The organism is Legionella nigrisilvae (assembly GCF_977063395.2).
In genome coordinates this window covers 380,026-399,646 of sequence record NZ_CDRUGZ020000043.1, presented here as the reverse complement: position 1 = coordinate 399,646, position 19,621 = coordinate 380,026, and the positions used below count along the sequence as shown (strand labels likewise).

The following is a 19,621-nucleotide window of genomic DNA, read 5'->3' as shown; positions in this document are numbered from 1 at the left end:
TTTTAAACTGATAAACAATCGGAACTATTATATGGTGAAATCAATTCCTCCAGTGAGCCCGTATGCACTTTTCACCTGAGTTCCGTAATAGTTTTGGACTAGGGGAACATTAACTCCAAAATAACACGAGAAATTGGTATTCATATTTACTCTTAAGCCAGGTAATAAAAAAATACTATTTCCACCGCTGTTTGGATCACTTAAACCTGCAATATTATCTTTTTCAGCATATTCGCCAGTAAGTTCGATAATACCATCAACGTGTAATTTTTTTTTTGTGTACATCTCTATGACAGCCGCAAAATTATAATCGAATATGGAGCCTTGAGTTGTCTCTTGAGAACCTTCAGTACTTTGTGTATATAATAAGTTTGCGCTTAAGGAAAACTTCTTAAATTGTTTTGAAATAATAATTCCTGCAAAGGGAGTCCAGGCACCACTTCCTGGTTGATCGGATGCAGAAAAGAGTACACCATAATTATCTCTTACTGTGGTTTTACCTGTCGGGGCATTGATGCCATAGAGTAATGCCAGTGAAGCAAAAGCTTTGTTCCCATTCAAAAATTGCCACAAAGAAAAGATATTGGTGTCGCCTATACCCGAAGGGCTTCCCAATTGAATAATGTTTTTTATATTGGTTTCCGCATCAAAATTAACAGCAGAGATGGATGAATTAACCACATAAGGGATACTGATGCCTATGGTTATATTATCTTCTAGTCCATAAAATCCCTGAAGATAATTCGTAAAAGTAGACTTCTGGCTTTCTGCTAAGGGATGTTGTAAAAGTTCAGTACTAGACAAAGGGATGCTTGGATAATATTCTGCGCGTTGACTGATCCCTATTTGGCCTTTATCCAGGGTATCCGCAGTCGCCGTAGTAATCGGCGACCCAAGCCCCGGTGAATAACTAATTGAGGTTTGAGTAGCTGCATGAAGAGTAAAAGAGAAGCAGTATAAGCCTATAATTCGCTTTAAAATTTTGTTCATTTCATACGTATTAATTAAAAGTTTATTCTAACTTACAATTTGGTTTATGCCCATTACGTATAATGATAAGAGCTCACAGTTAACCTATTAAAAGGTAGCTCCCTCATCAATGCTTCGAAAGTTTAACCTATCAAGGACTTTTATTTAGGGTGTTTATTCTTTGTTGTATGGGTAAAAGTGATTTATACTGCTACTATTTGTTTGCCTTCTTCTACAAAAATTAATGATCCGAATGTCATTAGTTTAACTAACGACAACAGTCGTTGTCCTACAGCGAATACCTCGCGTGTAACCAATATTGGTTCAAATTGGGGTGAAAATTTCCGCTCTTTACTAGATACAACGCAGTCAGCGAACGGCGTGGCTCGGTTTGATGCATCACTTTTAGAACCCAATTAATTCAAGCGATTAAAACGAATAATTTTAGCAACACCGATCCAAATGTTATCGCAGATTGGTTGTTGGGGCCTAATAATGATGGGAATAACGGACATCTAGTTTTTGCCCCCATATATATGGATCTCAGGTGGCTGGGTGGCAGTCCGATGCAAATGACAGTCCTATACGATTTGATTGGAACTTTGGCTTTTTATTGAACTCAGGTTTTCCATTTGTAATCGGTGAATTAGGATATGACGTTCAAATACCTGCAACTGGGGGCGAAGATTTTTTTCTAAATTCAGTTGCACCTTATTTGATTAATAAAAAAATAAATTATAATTTATTTTTTTGGACCTTCAATAATGCTGATTTTCCTGTAGGGCTTCGAGCAAGTGACTCTGATCTAAGTCTATTTGCATGGAAAGAACAAGATTTGCATGATCTCTTTAATGCACTCTTACCCGTGCAACAATACGGCAAATTATGCGTAACAGTACCTATGCCAATTGTATATACGGGAACAAAATTTCCTGTGACCACAGCTACAACGGTTAATAACAGTTATCAATTTAACTTAACCGCTTTTGATACATTGACCTGTTTAAACAACGTCCTTGTAGGAAATTATACGTTAACCGGAAACTCAATTACCAATAGTGACGGCATCAATTATGTGCCCGAAAATACAAACACGGCTCTTGTTTCTTTAAATACTGAAACGGATATTAAAGTTAAATATGTTGAAGAGCCTAAGGGCACTCTCAATATTCAGATTACAGGAGATAGCAATTGTCCTATCAATGCGGACCAGCTATTTACGGTAACTTATTCTTCGAACTCTAATACCAGTAGTGTTCAGCTACTTGGCTCAACACCAAAAGATGTTTCCCTTCCTGTTGGTAACTACACAATCAATGTTACACCGCTTCAGTTACCCCAAAATACACTATGTTCTGCTCAGTTTAATACAAATTTGAGTATCAGTGCGAATACGGCTCAGCAAGAGACTATTCATTATACCGTGGTGGCATCTAATAATTGTAGTGTTAAGTCCCAATGTAGTACTTGGGGGGCCCCACAAGACTCTTGGGCTGGGAGTTCTTGTAACCTATACATCAGCACCAAGTCACCTATGACTAATCCTGCGATATTAAGTCTAGTAGCTAAGGGGATTACTGCGGTGACCTCAGTATGGAATGCAACTATATCCTTTACCAATGGAAATTTAGCAATGACTTTAAACGATGCGGTATATGTGCCAAATATTGGTTTCAACGCGAATGGTATTATTAGCTTACCCTCTCAAGCAACCCTTTCCACGAAGGGACAAACGTTCACTTGTCCGGTGAATGCTTCATATAAATAAGAATGCATGGGCTCTGCTCAGAGCCCATTATTTCAATCTTATCTAAGGAATGGTGAGTGCTTTGCGCTGCCTTTATAGGGCTTAAAACTGTGACCTGACCAAGAAAAATCTTACAATGGAAAACGAGTGACTAATAATTCACATTATTATATTATCATTTTTTTTTTACAGTGAGTTAAGAATGCCATCAAGTCAATTAGCGTTATTATGTCACCAGATTGAAAATCAAAATACTGACCATTTTGGTAAATTTTATATGTATGTCAGTTTGTTAAATACTCTAACAGTAAGAAATAAAAGTTTTGCTGACGGTTTACCCAAATACTCGAGTGGATTGGCTTTTTGGAGAACAAATCATCTGGATATCGGCAAGGAATTGTCGGTTGAGTTTATTCAAAAGTTGGATCTTTATTCTCGAGAATTTATGAATACCGAACCTCATTGGTTGAAGACACTTTATAACATTGTAATGGTATATATTCGTAAAGGGACAATAACAGATTTAACCTATATCATTGAGCAAATGTTAAATCATCTCAGCGCGATGCAAGGTTATCAAAGTCATAATCAAGACATTTATGATTACATTAATTTTGAACAAAATAAGAAGGGGTTAGCTGAATTTATTAAACAAGTTTCAGATTTAAATCAGCAATTATTATCTATTGCTGATAGTGGTTGTAATACTGTGTTATCCACATTGGCGGTTGCCACAGGCTTGGTGCTGGTTTTAGCTTCGGTTACTTCTATAGCGCCTCTGGTTATTGGTTTGTCGCTGGTAGTTGGAGGTACATTTGGTATCTATCATTATGTGACCCAGGCAGAAGCACAAGCAAAACAATTAGAATCTCAAGGAAATAAAATAGTTGAAACTATGAGCAAGCTACCGCAAAACGTGAACTTTTTTGGTAATAAAAACTACAGCAGCTTTTATGCTGCAGCAGTTAAACCTTTGCCCTATACCGTGATTACAGCACTTGAGCAATTGATGTTTGATAAGTCCCAACAAGACGAACTAACAAAACAACGCAAGCAAATTGATGAAGTAAGCACATTATTATCTATTTAGTCGATCTCGCTTTTATGCTTTTAAGACTTCATTTGTGCATGCAGATTAACTTTGCATGTACGAAAAATTTAGGGGGCTTCAATTGAGTTACCTATCATTAGATAACTAAGACCATTATTTTTGAGTCCATATCATTGAAGCAAATTAAATATATTTTATTTCTCGAATTAGGTATGATTACTCGAACAAGAAAAATAAATTTATGAGTCAATTATGAAAAAATTAGTTTTGATTTTAGCATTCTGTTCGTTGAATGCATTTGCTGTTAATGCAGTAAATCCAAATAATAGCACTTGTGACGATATACAAGATCCTGCGGAGCGAAAGGATTGTTATAGTATTGAAAAAAAGGATGAAGCGGAAGAAAATTTTAGAAACTTTCAAGGAAACCTTCCGGATTCTTATCAGGAAGAGTTCTAATAAAAAGAGTTTGATGAATAGCGGTAGTGCATTGAATTGATCGCTTGAATTTAATGTATTACCTATAAAAGATGTTGCTTTTGCTCCCCTTCTCTTACATTAAATAGACGCAAAATTTCAATTCAGATGGCTATAATTCAATTTTGATTTGTTTATAAAATTAAAACAAATTTCGAAAGATTATGATTAAAATTCTTTATTTTATCCTGAGCCCAACAAATATTTTCTCTAAAAAATCCTAACAAATGTTCAATTTATAAACTATAAATACATATAGAAGTCATTTTTATGGGTTCAAGGAGAAAATAATGAAAGCAATAATTACATCTACAGCATTACTCATGTCTTTAAGTTTAGTGGGTTGTAATACGATGAACCAAGCTGCCCAATACAGTAATCAAACTGTAGGCGCTGGAGTAAAATATGGTGCTAATGTGGTAGGTACCGGGGTAGGTTTTATAGCTAATACGGGTGCAGCTGTAGGTCATGGTGTAGGCAGGGTAGTTGGTACTGGCGTTGGAGTTGTAACTGGACATACAGTTTACAAAGCACAACCCCAATATGTGGATCACAATGGCCATAAGTATATGTTACAAAATGGTCGCTATGTTCTTGTGCACTAATTTTTAAAAAGGCTCTTCATTTAAGAAGAGCCTATATCAATCCAAGCCTACGCAATAATTCATAATGTATTAGAGCTGTTTACGTGTGTAGTTTCCTCTAAGGCTTTTGTACTTCTAATCTCTGCCGCTATGCATTGAATTAAGGGCTCTTTTAGGCCCAAAGGAATATCTTTATGGACTTTTGCAACTCTAAGAGTAGTTGGGACGCTGTAGCGGGAATTTAATTCTTCTAATTCCTCAGAATCTACTACGCTTGCCGCATCATGAATGGTTAACAAACGTTCGTGCATTCCTATTAAACCTAATTCTCGAGCTCTTTTATTCATGCGTTCAAAGTTTTCAAGCATTATTCCATCTGAGAATACTACTTCAAGAGACCACACTCTTTTTTTGAAATCTGGATTTTCTATATCTTGGACGTGCACTATCTCATTGGAAGCCATAAATTTTCCTAGGAGGCGACCAGGACCTCGTACTTGAATTACTTTCATTACGTCTTCAGAAACGTTTAATGCCCAATTATCGTCTTTAGCAGCACCAATAACAATCGTTACTTCATTGTTGCTCGCAGTGGTTTCCTTTATAGGATAAAATTTTTCATGCTTGTCCAATTCTTTAATTTTTTTTCTTGTATAACTATCAAATAATTCCTCGTTTAAAAATAAATGTTTTTGCGGAAGCGTATATACTTTAGGCAGTCCAGTGACCCAAATGAAACCGCGACATGGAATGATTGATATGCCAGCTGCATAGGGCTGTGCTGTATATTTGCAGGGCGATGCAGAAAAAAAATATCGACTGTCATTATCAACGAGATAGCTCACAATATCATGATTGGATGATTTTTTTCTCTGAACGGAAGACATCCCAAGATAATTACTCGTCATGGCTTCAAAAACTTCTTTAGTACCTTCTGTTCCTCTGAAAAGTAAGTCACTTCCGGATGGAAGGCTATTATGTAATTGCTCAGCTCCAATCTTTATTTCTTTTGATGACAGAGATGCATACGAGATATCCAGTTTGTCTGAAAACAAGGGATAATTTGATTTAGTTAAAGACTTTAATACGCGTTGAACAAAAATCGATCTATTTATGGGGGTTAATTTGGATAGCACACAGTACTCCTATTATTGCGGATCAATTAATTGCCACCAGAGTCATTAAATGAGCTCTGCGAATGAAAAAGGATCATAGCAGATAAATTTTGTTTAGTGGAATAGAAAAGAGGTTTATTAATGTTCAATCGAGAAATTTATAAGATATAGGCCTATCTGAGTCTTTTAGGAAAGCAATATGTGAAATGAGAGAGGACATTATTTTTCAGAAATAGCGCAACTTTTTAAATGCTGCGCTATGGGAATAAGAAACATTGGATTTTGACTTACAAGATAGTACATTTCCATGGATCCGAAAGTTCTTCTTTGGAGGGTATCTGTACTTTCTTAGTTCCTTGAGCATACAAACCATAGGGATTAAGCTCTACGGGTGTTTTGGTATTTGATTTGGTTGCTAAGTTTCCCAGTTTTATACCATCTAAATGTTTTTTAAACACCTCGAAGTTAGGTCTATGTTCAGCATCTATAATTGGGAATATGATATGTTGAAAATGTTGTGCTCGTTTTTCAATTTCTTCGGAATAGATTTTGGCAACAACCTCTGGATTATTTTTAAAACTTCCGCATCCCCATGCTCCCATAATGGCGTCCGTTTTTCCTTTGAGAATTAAGGTATCTAATTGGGCACCGATACGACGACTTAGATCTTGGGTATATTCTCTTACAGAATCTTCATTCTTGAAGTCAATCGTTCTATCAACAAGCTCAGGAGCGGCTGACCGCAATTCATAAAAAGGAAAAATTTTGTTTTTTGGAAGGAAGGTATAACTCAATGCACTGTCCGCTACAAATTGTTTTTTTGATGCGAGTTCATCAGAACTTATTGGAACCAAAATTTCCGGGCCACGAAAGCAAATCTGTGGCTCATCATTCATAAAGACTTTATAAGCTTGGGGTATTTTTATGCCTCGTCTTATACCTAAGGATTCCAGTTCTTCTGGGCTCATTTGTTCTTCAGCAGTTAGGAGTCTGCGCGCGTGTTCATCATAAAGAAAACATTTTTGAGTTTCATCGTAATAAATTCCTCGGGAGCCTAATGAACGGACACAAGATGAACGATGCCACATATTTTCTTCTTGAGCACTCCCACCTTCTAGAGCAGCTCCTCCCGGAAACAAAGAATTGGCCATATTCAAAATAGGATATATTCTTCCATGCTTTTTAGTTGCTTCCAAAGCGGCATCTCCAAAGTCTCGGCAAACCACTTCAACTTTTTGGGGAGGCTCTACTTTTTCTTTTTCCCATGCTTTTAAATTTTCAGCAGCATGTGACTTTAACTCATTATATAGCTTAGGATCTGTCGAGTGGTCTATTGTTTTTTCCATGCTTTTATGACGCCATCCATTTCCTGAAAAAATTCCTAAAAGAAAGCCGGGTCGGCTGTAAGAATGAACTTCCTTTATTTTTGATAAAGGAATGGAATTTGGAAGATGGCGTAATTCTCTATATGCTCTCATAAAATAACTCCCTTGATATTTTGTCTCATTCTGGTTTTTCGGAGACAGATCCTGTTATTTATTGATATAAATTCATCAATAATGATCCTTAATTTGCATTATTGTGCTTTTTATATCGTGTGGGTTATCTCACATATTGTCCTATTTGGTCAATAAAAATCTTTTGTTGAATTGATTGGCAGGAAGTGAAAATATCAGCTCTTTCGTGTAAAAATGCTTTTAAAGTGAGTAGTTTATTTGAATATTTTTTATTTGCTGCTCTTGAATTTAATTGGATAAAAATATTCCAAATAAAGTTTCAATAATGAGAGAGTTTCTTACAACAAGCATTCAAATTAGTAAGTCGAAGTTTTAGATCTTTTTGTTCCAGCTTTCGATACATATGAAATTTTGAACTAATATAAAAACAACGATGATATGATACTTTGGCGCATCTCCAGCTGGTTGAAGTTTTGGCTCTGTTATTTCTGACTATAAGAGATGCATATCTAAAAGGAAATTATTTTGAAAAAAGTACATGTCTGTTTTCAGCTTGTCCTATTGCTGTTAGCTTTTATGTTGAGTGAAAGGGGGTGGTCTGCACAAAGATTGCCACTTTTAAGTGATTATATGCGGATAAAAACTGTCGCTGAGCCCGATATGTCGCCAGATGGAAAATGGATAGTTTATACAGTAGAAGAAAATATCAACGAAACAAGCGCAATAAGAAATATCTGGTTAGTGTCTTACGATGGCAAGGTCTCCAAACAACTGACTCATAATAAGAAAGCCAGTAATTATCTACCTAAGTGGAGCCCTAATGGCCAATGGATTGCTTTTTTATCGGATAGTGATGATAGTCTTAGATTATTGAGTAGAAAAAGTGGGCAAATTATCCGATTAACTAATAACCAGTACGAGGTAAGTGATTTTACTTGGGCACCGGACTCTCAAAGCATCGCTTTTATTGCCAGCGATCCTCAAAAAAAATCTTCTAAAAACAAACCTATAATCATTACACGGTTTTTATTTAAAAAAGACTCTGAAGGTTATCTTGGCGACAAAAGAACGCATCTTTATCGTATCGCACTTCAAAGTAAACAAATTGAGTTATTAACTCCGGGACCATATGATGAATGGGCTCCGGCTTGGTCACCCAATGGAGACTATATTGCATTTGTCTCTAAAAGAGGGATGGAACCGGATAGGAATTATAACTCAGATGTATATGTGATAAGTAGTAAATCTGGAAGTAAGGCGATACAATTAACTCGTTTTCCTGGAGCTGGCATGGATCCCGATTGGGAATCTATTCCCTCCTGGAGCCCGGATAATTCTCAAATTACCTACCTAAGCTTTAATAATAAATCACCTATCTATGCGCCAACACAACTAGCGGTTGTTAAATTAACCAGTCATCAAGAACGAATTATTGCCCCTCTTGATCGATGGTTTACAAAGCCGGAATGGTCTGAGGATGGTAAAAAAATTTATGCGCTAATTGAAACAAGCAGAAATACCCATCTTAGTGAGGTTGATGTGCTTACAGGTAAGGTCAAAACATTAACTCAAGGAGAACAAGTTGATAGTGAATTTTCAGTAGCGAAGGAACATATTGTAGTTGTCTCTTCGGATGATCAACATCCACCAGAACTCTATGCAGTAGAAAATTCATTAAGACCCTTGACTCACCATAATCAAAAACTTTTGGATGAGGTTATATTTCGCCCTGTAGAAAATATCCAGTTTAAAAGTGCTGATGGCACGTTGATCGATGGTTTATTGCTAAAACCTGCAAATTATAAACCTGGGACACAATTTCCCGCGCTTTTAAATTTACATGGTGGTCCCGTTTATCAATTCAGTCATGAGTTTAATTTTGACTGGCAGTGGCTTGCTGCTCAAGGCTATACCATCATAGCACCTAATCCACGGGGTAGTTCCGGAAAGGGATTTGATTTTTCTAATGCGATTAACGCAGATTGGGGTAATCTGGATGTTAAAGATGTTCTTGCTTCAGTGGATTATGCAATTGAGAAGGGTATTGTCGACCCCCATAAACTAGCTGTGGGAGGCTGGAGCTATGGCGGCATGCTTACGGATTATGTGATTGCCAGCACTGACCGTTTTAAGGCGGCGGTAAGCGGCGCAGGGACTGGCAATATTTTGGGCAACTATGGCGTAGACCAATATACTTTAGATTATGAATCAGAGTTAGGTAAACCCTGGTTAAACACTCAAATTTATATGAAACTGAGTTATCCGTTAATGAAGGCCAATAAAATTAAAACACCTACTTTGTTTATGTGCGCTAGTTTGGATTTTAATATGCCATGCATCGGATCGGAACAGTTATATCAGGCATTAAGATCACAAAACATACCCACCGAATTAATAATATATCCTGAACAATATCATTCTCTTGATAGACCCGATTTTCAAATCGATCGTTTACAACGATTTAAAGACTGGATGGATTTTTATCTTAAAAAAACCAATTAATTCAATAAAAAGTGCGAGTTTACGGTTCAAAAAAATTAAAAAATATCTTTTTTATTCTAAGCATTGAAACTGGCCAAAGTGATAGCCAATGGACTATAAATATCTATAGGGTTTCAATTTGTTGCGAAAGAGTTTTTTATGGATAATGAAAAATGTAATATCCTGTATGTTGATGACGAAGCGCATAATCTTACCGCATTTGTCGCGACATTTCGCCGTCATTTTAATGTGTATACTGCTACTTCAGGACGGGAAGGTATGGATATTATGCGTCATAATAATATTCAGATTGTTATTACGGACCAAAGAATGCCCGAAATGACCGGCGTTCAATTTTTAGAGTCCATTATTCCTGAGTATCCTCATACAATTCGCATGATTTTAACGGGTTTTACTGATGTTGAAGCAATTATTAAAGCCATTAATACGGGACGAGTTTTTCGTTATATAACTAAGCCATGGGATCCTGTTGATTTAAAGATCAATATCGATACAGGTTTAAAGATGTTAAATCTTGAAAAAGAGCGTTTGTCTTTGGTTGAAAAACTGAACCAAGAAGTATTATATCAAAAACGAATTATGGAGTTATTTCAAAAATACGTGCCTAAAAATATAGTTGATGAAATTTTAAATTCTCAGGGAGAAGAATCTCTGATCCGCGGTGAATATCGTATAGTTTCAGCCATGTTTGCAGACATACGCCAATTTACTTCTATATCAGATAAATTAGGGCCAGTTAAATCTGTGGAACTACTCAATGCTTTTTTTGAATTAATGACGCATAAAATTCGCGATCATCATGGCAGCGTAAATAAATTAATTGGTGACGGAATATTGGCTTTATTCGGTGCACCTGTTTCGCATATTGATAATCAATTAAATGCTGTACTTTCCGGGTTAGCAATGATTGACGCACTGGGTGAATTTAATGAAAAATACCGTGATGCAATTGGCCAAGAAATTGCTATAGGAATTGGCATTAACACAGGAGAGGTAATCGCAGGGAATGTAGGCACTAGTGAACATATGGAATATACAGTTATTGGCGACACGGTCAATACAGCATCGCGAATAGAAGAGCTTACCAAAAATAAACCTAATACTTTATTGATTAGTGAAAGTACCTATAGACCTATTGCTAATGAAATTTTGGTTGAAGAATTAGGGCCCCAAGTAATCCGAGGCAAACTAGAAAAAGTCAAACTTTACAGAGTACTTGGAAAGAAAAAATGAACTGGGACACTCTAAAAACATGGCAATTCTGGTACCAAAACCTAATTATAGTTTTGCTTTATACCATAGGAGGGGTAATAAGTAATATTTGGATGGTCCCTAATACCTTAGTTACCCCTCTTTGGCTTCCATCAGGTGCCGCATTGGCTATGGTGCTGTGGTGCGGAAAGAATGTTTTCTTCGGAATCGTTATTTCTGAAATAATAGTCACTGGGACATTAGGTAATCTGATTTCTTGGCAAAATTGGATTGCATCCACCTTGATTGGAATTGGAGCGGGACTACAAGCAATTTGGGGGGCTCAATTTATTCAACACTACACTCGCACCAAAACACCATTCTATACAGTCAGAGATGTTTTAATTTTTACATTCGGAGGTGATTTTCTTATATCTCTTACGAGTTGCACTATAGGTATTACATCGCTCGTGTTATTTGATTTAATTAAAACTGATTTTATCATTAATAATTGGTTTATTTGGTGGATAGGGGATGTGGTAGGCATTATCGTTATAACCCCTCTTATTATGACTTGGTATCATAGTAAACCTACGTTCAATTTGAAGCAATTTCTTGAATATACTTGCTTAATCACCCTATTATGTGGCGCAATTAGCATGATCTATATGCTGCATTATCCTCTAGCTTATATTTTACTGCCCTTTTGTGTATGGTCAGCCGTGCGTTTTAGTCTTCGATTGGCAGTCATTACTGCATTTTTAATCTCAATTTCGGTACTCTGGCTGGAGATCCACGGTTATCAAGAATTTAATTTCATGAACATTTCAACCAGTTTAATATTTTTACAGGCATTTGTTGCAGTCATTTTTTTTACTACACTAATCTTGTCTGCAGTAATTAACGAACGAAAAAAAGCGCAAGAAGAATTACTGCAAGCAAATATCAAGCTCGAATCCCGGGTGGAACAACGTACACGGGATCTTAATAAAAAGAATATGCAACTCAATAAGACATTAGAAACGTTAAAACAGGCTGAGACTCAATTAATTCAAGCAGAAAAAATGTCTTCTTTAGGAGTATTAACCGCAGGAATCGCGCATGAAATTAACAATCCAGTTAATTTTATCTCCGCCAATATTGGCCCATTAAAAAATGATATTGACGATATTATGAAGCTGTTAAATAAGTACGAGGAAATTAACCCTGAAATACCAATAAAAGAAAAACTGCTCGAAATTTCAAAATACAGCAAAGAAATAGACTTGGCTTTTACGCTCCAAGAAACGCATAATTTACTTGATGGTATTGAAGAGGGTGCAAGACGCACCGCGAGTATTGTAAAAGATTTACGTACTTTTTCGCGGCTTGATGAGGGGGATCTGAAAAAAACAAATATCCATGAGAATATCGATTCCACCTTAACTTTATTACACAATCAATTTCGTGATCGAATTATCATTAATAAAAACTATGGGGATATTCCTGAGATCGAATGTTTTCCGGGAAAAATCAATCAAGTATTTATGAATATTATCACCAATGCAGCACATGCAATTCCTGAACAGGGAGAAATTACTATTACAACCTCTAAGAAAAAGAATCATATTTTAATTAGTATCCGTGATACAGGTGTAGGTATGACTAAAGAGACAATGGCTAAGATTTTTGAGCCCTTTTTTACGACCAAACCCGTTGGAAAAGGGACTGGCTTAGGTTTGTCTATTTCTTATAGTATCATTCACGAACATCACGGAACCATTTCAATAAAGAGTGCTTTAGGAAAAGGAAGTGAATTTAAAATCACTCTGCCTATTAAATACATCAAATAACTGATCACGTAGTAGAGGACCCAGAAAGCGCTTAAACTCAGTTAACCTGGGTCCACTTCATTTTGCCTGCAAATTTTGCGCGCCTACTTCTATCATCTACATTTTAGCCATGGTTGAAACAAAATTCGGAATATTAGGTGAACCTATACCCACTGCATCATTCCAAAATTGATCTTCCGGTTCTAGGGTAAGTGAGGAATCCCATCCAAAAGTTTTATTTTTAATAGTAAAAGCTGAAGCTGGAGGAGGGGTATCTTGAATCGATGTAGATGGTGGTGGTGTGGCACCACTAATAATAAGAGCTGGAGGAATAATAAGATTGATTGCTCTATTGGCGAGTAATACATGATTCATTTGATACAAATAAGGTGCTGCCTGACCTATTGGTGTTTTTTTATTGAGTAAACTACGAGCTTGATTTACTAAGATTAAAGTGGCGGAAAATAACGGACATGCCAAGCTGGTGCCTCCGTCCTGAATTTGTGCTCCATCTGCAATAATCAGTAGTCCGGTTTGTGGATCTCCAAGCATTGCAATATCAGGTAATGCGCGGCGATTTCCAAAGCTACTAATAACTCCATAACCACCTGCTGTGAAATTTCTAATGGAGTTCTGCCATTTAACTGGACCATAAAATTTGCTAATGCCTCCACCAGTTCCCCCATCATACACATAGCTCCCTTTGGATGCTTTCACTGAGCCCCATACGGTTTCAAATGCATAATTGTATTTTTTATCTACAAATAAGGCTGTCGCTCCAACTGCAGTGGCATAAGCAGAACTGGCGGGATAATTAACTTTCGGAGGAGAAGGCCAAGTTCCAGTACATTTTTTTTGGGTGCTGTAGGTAAAATCTCCACAATCTCCGGAAGAAAAATTCACACTGAGCCCTGCGGCAGCAGCTAATTTCAATGTTTGTTCGAGCGAAGTATCTAACGTTTCTTCAGCACCCCAACTATTAGAAATCACATACGCATTAGGAAAACCTGCAATGTTATTTTTATTCTTAATCAGATTGTGGATTACCTCGATTAGTAGGGTCTTTTGATCTTTACCCAATACCAAAACTGTATTATTCCCAGGTGCTATTGTATGGGATGATTCAATATCCAGGAAGATTTCATTGCTCGAAGAGGTTGCATTAGGGCAATGTGTAAAGGGGGTGCCATCAGGATTAATTATCGCAAAATTCTTTAATGGCCCTGTAGTCACAAAAGGTTTTATTTTGTTTGCTTTAAAATATTGATTTGCATCTCTTAAAATCTGATCTGGCCTGTTCGTGCCGCAAGAATCAACAATTACCAGAGTCTGGCCTGTCCCATCGAGTTGTTTTCCATTAATACGAGGAATGTTCTTCAGGTTATAACTCTTTTGCAATTGTTCACCTGTAAAACCTTGTAATGAAATATCTGTGGGAATTGCAAATGGAGTAAAAGTATTCCAAATAAAATTTAAATCATGGACTTCATCCGTATTGTTCTTGATACTTTCTATATTCGAATGAAATTCAGGAATGGTACTAAGTCCCGTAATTTCGGCGATATATTGCGCAATCTCTGCATTTACTTTGGGCTTGTTTGCATTAGCATAAACGATTTTATTTTGATACTGATAAGAGTTCATTTGCACGTGAAGCGCTTGCGTAATTTGCGCTACTGAACCGGTGATATGAATACTATGATTAACAATGCTTGCTTGCATTCCTTGAGATGAAAAAAATTGTTGTACTACTTCTTCTGCTTCTTTATTTGGCGCAAATTCTTGTTCATAAAGAGTATAAGTTAAAAACTGATGGTATCGGGTACTATTGGGGTCATAAATATCTTGCACAAGCTTGTCTAATTCTGTTTCATTTCGTATTTTTAATCTCACTATAAATGAAATATGTATATTAGAATCCAGAGGGCGAATCAGAGTAGCCTGATTTAGTAAATTTAGTCCTGGGCTGGGTATGCTCGATAAGCTAGTTGCTGGATTTGCATAGGGAGTGGTTGCCACAAAACCACATGACAATAAAAGAAATACTACTTTTTTAAGTTTCAACATGAATTATCTCCCTATGTTATCCGAAAAAAAATAGACTAGTAATCGGGCTATATGTGATAAATCCCAAATCATCGCCAGTGGTTAAAGAAAATACATGACCATTTTGAGTTCCTGCATGGATTACAGTTGCATCTGCATTCACGAACAGGGTGTACGTTATCTGGGATAAAAAAGTCCATATCGGATTTGAATTAGTTAAGCTGTTAGTAAAATAGGCATATTCAAAATTGATAGTACCAGGGGGTAGGGTACTATTCGATGAGGTTTGACGGGTATTAACATAAAGTTGGCTCTTGGTAGCAAAAACATTTTGGATAGGAACAGGGATACTTGGTTGTGGACCGTTGATTTTATTCCAAGTAGTTCCATTATTTAGTGAATAATAAACATTTCCATCATCGCTTCCTGCATAAATAGTAGAGGGAGTTAAAAAGATACTATTGAGCGCTCCTGTACCTGGATTGGTTGGGGTAGATACCCAAGTAATTCCTTTGTCATTTGAGTAGTAAACTTTCCCCTCTTGTGTTCCAACATAAATGTTTGCTGCTTTTGTAACCGAAACACTATTTACGGCTGAAGTGCCTGGGGCGGTGGTAGCGCTCCAAAAAGTACCGTTGTTAGTCGAGTAGTACACTTTACCATCTCCACTTCCTACGTATAAGGTAGTGGGGGTTACGAATATCCCATTCACTGAATTATTCGAGGAGGGTATTTTGGGCGTAGGAGTCCAAGTCAAACCATTATTAATAGAAAAATAAACCGTACCGCTAGCAGTCCCTGCATAAATTATACCGGCTCTTGTGAATGTAACCTCCACTGTATGATTGCTATCAATATTAAATAGCGTGAACGTGGATCCACCTTTTTGCGCCGTACCTCCGTCCAGTAACCATTGATCAACTTGGTAACCTGCATTTGGCGTTGCCGTAAAAGTCAAATTACTACCCGCGATGATAGTTTGGGGCTTATTAGGTTTAATTGTTCCCTGTGCACCCGCTGTTGGCGTAATTACATATTTTGTTACAGGAATTTGCGTAATATTTAGAATGTTAGCTGAGGCAGGTCGATAACACTCCAGTCCATTTCCTTGTTCACAAACAATAGGACCACCCTTAATATTGCCTGATAGTTTACTTCCATTCACCAACAAATTAAGTGTACAGGATTGATGATAATTTAATTTAAATGGATTTGGGCAATTTCCCGTTGAAGTAACCTGGGTAATCCCCTCAATACGTTTCATAGATAAAGTGTGGGTTTTACGGGATTGATTGGTTATCGTATATTTAATTGTCGCGGATCCTATCGGGGTTATATAAATTTTGGGGGGATAATTGGGATCTGGTGTAAAAGTCCATACAGGTTTACTGGCATGGCTAAGTGTAAGGAATAGTATAGCAAACACACCGATACAAAGCTGAGGCAAAGTAGTTTTTAATATTTGCATCTTCAAATCCATCTTCGGATATTCATTTTAGTGTTTATCTTAAGTTGATTACTAATCCCAGATCAATAAAATTAGATATTTTTTCAAAGAGTTAAAGATCACTCCACAAGACACGCTTATTCCACGTATATTTTGGTATTTAGAATAGAAATATCAGTCATCGAAGGAGAGATATAAGGCTAATCACCAAAGTACTTATTATAAATGGTTAAATAAGTGCCATCGGTTTCTATTTCTAATAAGGCTTTATTAATTTTATCAATTATAGGAGCATTTTTTCTCAATGCGATGATTCCATACCCGTTTCCTATCACGATGGGTTTTCCTACGAGTTGGAAGCCTTGCAGGGTATTATTCAACAGATATTTAGCAACATTTTCATTGACTAATGCGGCATCAATTTCATGATTGTTGAGGGCTTCTATTAATGAGGTGATTTTAGAATATGCTTTAATATTTTGTTTCGAAGTATAATTAGGTAATACATTATATTGGATGAATGTTGCTTGCAGTGCGCCAATTTTTTTGTTCTTAATATCGTTGATTGAATTGATATTCGAATTTTTTAATGACATAAATTGTCCATTACTTGTTATATAAGGCAGACTGAAAACATAATTTGTTGGTTCAGTTGAAGGAAGAGGGCTGGGTAAAAAAGTAATGTCAATAAAACCTGTATTCAGATCTCTAAATTGAGAATCCAAATCTGTGGGTTTATAGATACAGTCCGTAGCAATGCGTTTGCATATTTCATCCATAAGGTCGACGCTAAAACCAAAATAATGATTGTCAATGTCGGTCGATGAGAAAGGTGGTGCAAATTTCAAAACCCCAACAGTAAGTGGGCTACTATAAGCAAAGAAAGAGCTTGCTAATAGGATTATAAAAACAAGTTGCTTAATAAGCTTCATGTTGTAAATCCGTATTTTATATAGTTAAACTCTAGGATGTTAGAAAAGGGTTGTCAATGCAGTCACTGAATGCCAGCATTTTTTTGAAGGGTTAACATTGTTTTTGGGTCTTCATATAAGCGAAAAATTTAATTAAATCATTCAAGTCTTTATCGGATAGAGATTGTCTATCAGAACCAGTCATTCGGCCCTGTGGAAGAGAACGCACTGATTTGGGATCCCGAATAAATTTTTTCAATTGAGTCATGTTAGGATAATAATTCAAAGGATTTTTAGGACAATTCAAGTCCGGACCGATATCGCTTTTTCCGATATGATTTATGGTATGACACCCCTCACAATGACTAATATAAATTTTGTACCCATTAGCAATCGATGTATTTTTTGTTTTGGGAGGGGAGAGCACATGGTGGTAATTAAGTTCTCGAGTAATTTTTATCGCAACAACACTCCATGCCCAAAATTCTGGAGATATATACGAACGCTCTGGATAAAGCCAAATTATCTCATAAGGTCCTGCTGTAAGCCCGGTGTGATTTTCAATTATTGACCATTTTGATGAGGGTTCTATGGCCAACATTGCTATGGATGCATTTTTACTACAGTCCATAACTTTACCTGCAGGCACATAGACATGGAAATTATCTTTCGCTATGAATTCAATGATATCTTGTTTTTTTATGTGAAAGGGAGCGAGCAACTTGCATAAAGGGATGGCTTTATGGTGCATGACTTTATCAGGATAAGCGCGGTCATTATTAATTGTTACTTGGGTTAGATTTGGATGGGATAGCAATTCAGTTCGAGTCAGGGTAAGGGATTTATTCGGAGTAGTGATATGAAGCGTGCTGGATGATGAAGCGTTCGCGCTGGAAGCAGTTACACTTATAAGCCAGAGACCTATCAATAAAAAAAAATATTTCAATCCGTTCACTTTAACTCCTGGCATTTATCGATGTGTGATCTGAACAGCCAAATTATATTACATTGATGTGGGAATTTTTCCAGGGAAAAATCAACCTACTTGTTTCTACGGATTTTTACATGACAGCTGAAGGATAAATGGAGCTCGAAAATAAAATCTTGACTTTTTGCCTGCATACTCATCATAGTGCAGAGCTAAAACCGGTGATACGTAAAAAACCTCCGTTTGACATAAATATATTCTTAACAAGGAGTATGAAATGGGCTACAAATTTTGTTTAAGCGTTGCCTTACTACTGAGTCTACCATCGTTATTATTTGCAGATGATACCCTAATTTTTGCAGTGGATATCATTCGGCATGGGGATAGGACTCCGATTGTCCCACTTTCAGTTGTAAATTATCAATGGCAAGAGGGTCCGGGGCAGCTTACAGCAGAAGGTATGCAACAAGAATATAAAATGGGTATCCAGTTCCGTAAAAAATATATTGAGCAAAACCATCTATTGCCTGAGTGCTACGAGCATGGAACAATGTATGTGCGCTCTACTGATTATGAACGCACATTGATGAGTGCACAGTCATTATTAATGGGATTGTACCCGCCAGGGACAGGACCAAATACAACGGAATCTTCTCTTCCAGCTTTGCCTTATGGATTTCAACCCATTCCTGTTTTTAGTGCTCCCTCTAAATATGATGAAGTGATCATCCAGCAATTAAGTGCCGTGGAACGAGCAAAATTAATGGAACAATATGTGTACTCTACGAGAGAATGGCAACAAAAAAATAATGAACTCAAAGATAAATATCCCCTTTGGAGTGCTCTGACAGGGGTTCAAATTAAAAATCTGACTAATCTTGAATTATTAGGCGATGCTTTATACATTCATCAACTCCATAATGCACCGATGCCCGTTGGTTTGAGTAGTCAAGATATAGAAACAATCATTAATGCCAGTAACTGGGCTTTTATGGCACAAGAAAAACCTCAAGCAGTAGCAGCTGCTTACAGTTCAAAACTCATGACAAATATTGCCAATTTTCTTAATAGTGGTAGCCAGAAAAAATCCAAGCTTAAATACGTTTTGTTATCTGCACACGATAGGACTATTGCAAGTGCATTAAGTTTTTTGGGATCTCCTTTGCAAACCGCACCGCCGTATGCTTCAAATCTTAATTTCTCACTTTATGAACATGATGCAAATTATTACCTTGTAAAAATCACTTATAACGGTAATCCAGTTGCAATTCCTGCTTGTGGTGGAACTACTTGTGAGTTGCAGCAATTTATAAAATTGGTGAATGACTCCAAGAATTATTCAATTTGAGATTCTTTTCTCCCACGCAAAGCGAGAACTTAGGTGG

The 19,621-nt window shown here is 36.7% G+C and carries 16 protein-coding genes; 9 read left to right on the top strand and 7 right to left on the bottom strand.

Annotated features, from left to right (window positions below):
• Positions 1-27: 27 nt before the first annotated feature.
• Positions 28-990: a transporter family protein gene (locus ACWTE2_RS32185; protein ID WP_454785965.1), complete on the bottom strand. Its 963-nt coding sequence runs from the start codon at positions 988-990 to the stop codon at positions 28-30.
• A gap of 177 nt (positions 991-1,167) precedes the next feature.
• On the opposite strand from ACWTE2_RS32185, the gene ACWTE2_RS32180 reads away from it, so the two are divergent.
• From ACWTE2_RS32180 to ACWTE2_RS32160, 5 genes are all read left to right on the top strand, one after another.
• Entirely contained in the window at positions 1,168-1,389 is a 222-nt protein-coding gene (locus tag ACWTE2_RS32180; protein ID WP_454785964.1) for a hypothetical protein, read from the top strand.
• 127 nt (positions 1,390-1,516) lie between these two features.
• Positions 1,517-2,737 carry a hypothetical protein gene (locus ACWTE2_RS32175; protein WP_454785963.1) on the top strand — a complete coding sequence of 407 codons (1,221 nt, stop codon included), beginning with the start codon at positions 1,517-1,519 and terminating at the stop codon, positions 2,735-2,737.
• A gap of 181 nt (positions 2,738-2,918) precedes the next feature.
• Positions 2,919-3,806 carry a hypothetical protein gene (locus ACWTE2_RS32170; protein ID WP_454785962.1) on the top strand — a complete coding sequence of 296 codons (888 nt, stop codon included), beginning with the start codon at positions 2,919-2,921 and terminating at the stop codon, positions 3,804-3,806.
• Positions 3,807-4,019: 213 nt separating this feature from the next.
• The gene (locus ACWTE2_RS32165) at positions 4,020-4,226 is read left to right on the top strand and encodes a hypothetical protein (RefSeq protein WP_454785961.1); all 207 of its coding nucleotides are present in this window, start codon (positions 4,020-4,022) and stop codon (positions 4,224-4,226) included.
• Between the two features lie 308 nt (positions 4,227-4,534).
• Positions 4,535-4,849, top strand: a complete 315-nt coding sequence (locus ACWTE2_RS32160) for a hypothetical protein (protein ID WP_182393163.1) — start codon at positions 4,535-4,537, stop codon at positions 4,847-4,849.
• Between the two features lie 59 nt (positions 4,850-4,908).
• Here the strand turns inward: ACWTE2_RS32160 and ACWTE2_RS32155 are convergent, their stop codons facing one another.
• Both ACWTE2_RS32155 and ACWTE2_RS32150 read right to left on the bottom strand, forming a co-directional pair.
• On the bottom strand, positions 4,909-5,964 hold the full coding sequence (locus ACWTE2_RS32155) for a hypothetical protein (protein ID WP_454785960.1): 1,056 nt from the start codon (positions 5,962-5,964) through the stop codon (positions 4,909-4,911).
• Positions 5,965-6,230: 266 nt separating this feature from the next.
• A complete protein-coding gene (locus ACWTE2_RS32150) occupies positions 6,231-7,421 on the bottom strand; it encodes a poly(ADP-ribose) glycohydrolase domain-containing protein (RefSeq protein WP_454785959.1) in 1,191 nt (396 codons plus the stop codon).
• Positions 7,422-7,976: 555 nt separating this feature from the next.
• Between ACWTE2_RS32150 and ACWTE2_RS32145 the strand changes: the two genes are divergently transcribed.
• The 3 genes from ACWTE2_RS32145 (at position 7,977) to ACWTE2_RS32135 (ending at position 12,925) form a co-directional block, all read left to right on the top strand.
• The gene (locus ACWTE2_RS32145) at positions 7,977-9,902 is read left to right on the top strand and encodes a S9 family peptidase (RefSeq protein WP_454785993.1); all 1,926 of its coding nucleotides are present in this window, start codon (positions 7,977-7,979) and stop codon (positions 9,900-9,902) included.
• Between the two features lie 138 nt (positions 9,903-10,040).
• On the top strand, positions 10,041-11,135 hold the full coding sequence (locus ACWTE2_RS32140) for an adenylate/guanylate cyclase domain-containing protein (RefSeq protein WP_182393166.1): 1,095 nt from the start codon (positions 10,041-10,043) through the stop codon (positions 11,133-11,135).
• Positions 11,132-12,925, top strand: coding sequence for an MASE1 domain-containing protein (locus ACWTE2_RS32135; protein WP_454785958.1), 1,794 nt, complete (start codon positions 11,132-11,134; stop codon positions 12,923-12,925). The genes ACWTE2_RS32140 and ACWTE2_RS32135 overlap by 4 nt, the downstream gene beginning before the upstream one ends.
• A gap of 96 nt (positions 12,926-13,021) precedes the next feature.
• Here ACWTE2_RS32135 and ACWTE2_RS32130 read toward each other — a convergent pair whose 3' ends face one another.
• The 4 genes from ACWTE2_RS32130 to ACWTE2_RS32115 all read right to left on the bottom strand — a co-directional run bounded on the left by ACWTE2_RS32130 (position 13,022) and on the right by ACWTE2_RS32115 (position 18,263).
• On the bottom strand, positions 13,022-14,971 hold the full coding sequence (locus ACWTE2_RS32130; protein WP_454785957.1) for a S53 family peptidase: 1,950 nt from the start codon (positions 14,969-14,971) through the stop codon (positions 13,022-13,024).
• 16 nt (positions 14,972-14,987) lie between these two features.
• On the bottom strand, positions 14,988-16,418 hold the full coding sequence (locus ACWTE2_RS32125; protein ID WP_454785956.1) for a DUF6242 domain-containing protein: 1,431 nt from the start codon (positions 16,416-16,418) through the stop codon (positions 14,988-14,990).
• Positions 16,419-16,597: 179 nt separating this feature from the next.
• Positions 16,598-17,329: a transporter substrate-binding domain-containing protein gene (locus tag ACWTE2_RS32120; protein ID WP_454785955.1), complete on the bottom strand. Its 732-nt coding sequence runs from the start codon at positions 17,327-17,329 to the stop codon at positions 16,598-16,600.
• Positions 17,330-17,420: 91 nt separating this feature from the next.
• Positions 17,421-18,263 (bottom strand): c-type cytochrome, encoded by an 843-nt coding sequence (locus ACWTE2_RS32115; protein ID WP_454785954.1) that lies wholly within the window; start codon positions 18,261-18,263, stop codon positions 17,421-17,423.
• A 250-nt stretch (positions 18,264-18,513) separates the two neighbouring features.
• Between ACWTE2_RS32115 and ACWTE2_RS32110 the strand changes: the two genes are divergently transcribed.
• Positions 18,514-19,584 (top strand): histidine phosphatase family protein, encoded by a 1,071-nt coding sequence (locus tag ACWTE2_RS32110; RefSeq protein ID WP_454785953.1) that lies wholly within the window; start codon positions 18,514-18,516, stop codon positions 19,582-19,584.
• Positions 19,585-19,621: the final 37 nt, after the last annotated feature.